The sequence below is a fragment of the Pseudomonas sp. P5_B2 genome (assembly GCF_056400445.1).
The window spans coordinates 1-2,047 of sequence record NZ_JBFULH010000679.1 but is presented as its reverse complement, the minus strand read 5'-3'; the positions used below and the strand labels follow the sequence as shown (position 1 = coordinate 2,047).

Sequence of the window (2,047 nt, the reverse complement as noted above, 5' to 3'; positions counted from 1 at the left end):
CGTCACTTTTTGCTGCAAGTTGGATTCAGGGAGCGAGAAATACAGCGCGGCGTGATCCTCCTTCAGCCACTGCATCAGGTTGCCGACCACGGTTGAGGGGTTTTTCGTAGTCAGGCCATCAAGCAGCCCCTTAGGCACTTCCCACCAAGGCCAATCCTTCGCCTTCGGCACCACCCGTGAGCCAACCTCCAGGCGCGTCCCATTAATCAGATACCGGTCAAACACCGGCAGTAATTCCCCCGCTGCATCCCCCAACCCTTGCAGAGTCGGGTAGATATGCCGCCCATCCCAAAACCGGAAAAACACCTCGGTGCCATCGGGCATGCGCACTTGAGTAAGACTGCGAAGGTGTTCGAACACCACGTCCGGCGCGCTGGTTGAAACCGCCAGCCAACCCCAGTCCTGAGCGTCCGTCTCGGCGATCCACGGCAGAAAACCGGAGTTGGGTTTCAGCTCGATGAGGTAGGGCATGACCTGTTGCCAGCCCGCGTAGGGTGTTCCGCCCCAGATCGGCGTGGCCTGGGTTGTTGGCTCATTCTGATAAAACGTCTTGAGCGCATCGGCATCGCTGGCGGCGCTGACGATCAAAAAAAGACGTTCATTGGCCTGCAACGGCCGTTCAGCCAACCACGCCTGCGGAGTCAAAAGATCAGACCTTGCAAGGACAGCAGCTGTAAATCGCTAGAGAGGCCTTCGATAGTCAGGGCAAAGTGAGTCTGATTGGCCGGCGCGAACATCCCTTGTTCCTCGTGCAGTGCTGCGGCGTGTGCCAATAGCCTGGAAGGGCATCAGCAGACGCAAAAATTCTGGAAGGGTGAAAACAACATCGACCAGCAGAGCTGGCCGATGCTTGAGACGGTCGGCCTGGATCAGGCGACCGGCAGACGCCAGTCATCGGAACCCGAAGTACCGGATACTTCGTGGGTCCAGGTGATTTTGCGGTAGGTGAATTGCACTTCTTCCAGGTGCGTGAAGTGCGAGTTCGACGGGTCCTGGCAGTTGTGCATTTTGTTGTTGATGGCGACGATGATCGCGTCTTCCAGTTTGGTGGTGTAGTAGTGCTCTTGGGTACCTTGCGCCGAAGTGCGGTACCACTGGATAACGATTTCGCTCATGCGCTCGCCGGAAGTCAAAGCGGCTTGCAGCAGTGGCGAGGACTTGTCGTAGACTTTGGTGATTACGACTGGTTTGTGCACGCGCTGACCGGTTGGTTGGCCGGATTGCGGATCACGCGGGATGATCACGTCGTGGCTGAAAGCCTGAACCATGACCTGGTCTTCGTGGCCTTCCTGGTAGGTGTTGCCAACCGAATCGGCGGTGAATGCGCCGGCAGTGATCAGACCTTGTTTCTCGCCAGTGACGGACATGTACGCTGGTGTAGCCATGGATGTGCTCCTTGCTAAAAATTTAGAGTACCCGGGAGGCGGTATCGCCTGGTGGGTGCCTGACTGTTATCAAGGTCTGTGCCACAAACGCTCAAAACCATATAAATCAAGGGGCTAGGGGCGATTTTCAGCGGCCGAAAGATTTTTCGGCGAAGATCCCTGAGGAATGTGCGCAAGAGCTTGCACACCACTGCGCAACTTCCTGCGCACTTGGCTGGAGGGCCCACCTGGCCGAACGATCAGCATTCATGTAGGCCCTTTCTGTAGGATGGGTGTGCAACTTCTTGCGCATAGCGGCTTTGCGCCACCCGTCAAAGACCCTCTGCATCCGGTGCAACGAATCGACCGGCCGCAGGGTCCATAAAATCAGCGCCGCCGAGCGTCCGAACAACCCTGAACCGGAGTGAGAACGATATGAAAATCCTGATGGTTTTAACGTCCCACGATCAACTGGGTGACACGGGTAAGAAAACCGGCTTCTGGCTGGAAGAATTCGCCGCACCGTATTTCGCCTTCAAAGACGCCGGTGCCCAACTGACCCTGGCCTCGCCCAAGGGCGGCCAACCGCCGCTTGACCCGAAAAGTGACGAGCCGGACGCGCAAACCGAGGCGACGGACCGGTTTAATAAAGACCCTGCCGCTAAATCCGCATTGGCCACTAC

The 2,047-nt window shown here is 57.2% G+C and carries 3 protein-coding genes; 1 reads left to right on the top strand and 2 read right to left on the bottom strand.

Annotated features, from left to right (window positions below; genetic code table 11):
* Both AC1DRJ_RS25540 and AC1DRJ_RS25535 read right to left on the bottom strand, forming a co-directional pair.
* Positions 1-645 (bottom strand): DUF4123 domain-containing protein (locus AC1DRJ_RS25540; RefSeq protein ID WP_477804605.1); only part of this gene is annotated, 645 nt, incomplete at its 3' end.
* 224 nt (positions 646-869) lie between these two features.
* Positions 870-1,385, bottom strand: coding sequence for an Hcp family type VI secretion system effector (locus AC1DRJ_RS25535; RefSeq protein WP_007948242.1), 516 nt, complete (start codon positions 1,383-1,385; stop codon positions 870-872).
* Between the two features lie 414 nt (positions 1,386-1,799).
* Between AC1DRJ_RS25535 and AC1DRJ_RS25530 the strand changes: the two genes are divergently transcribed.
* Positions 1,800-2,047: type 1 glutamine amidotransferase family protein (locus AC1DRJ_RS25530; RefSeq protein WP_477804604.1), on the top strand; the 248-nt coding region annotated here is incomplete at its 3' end.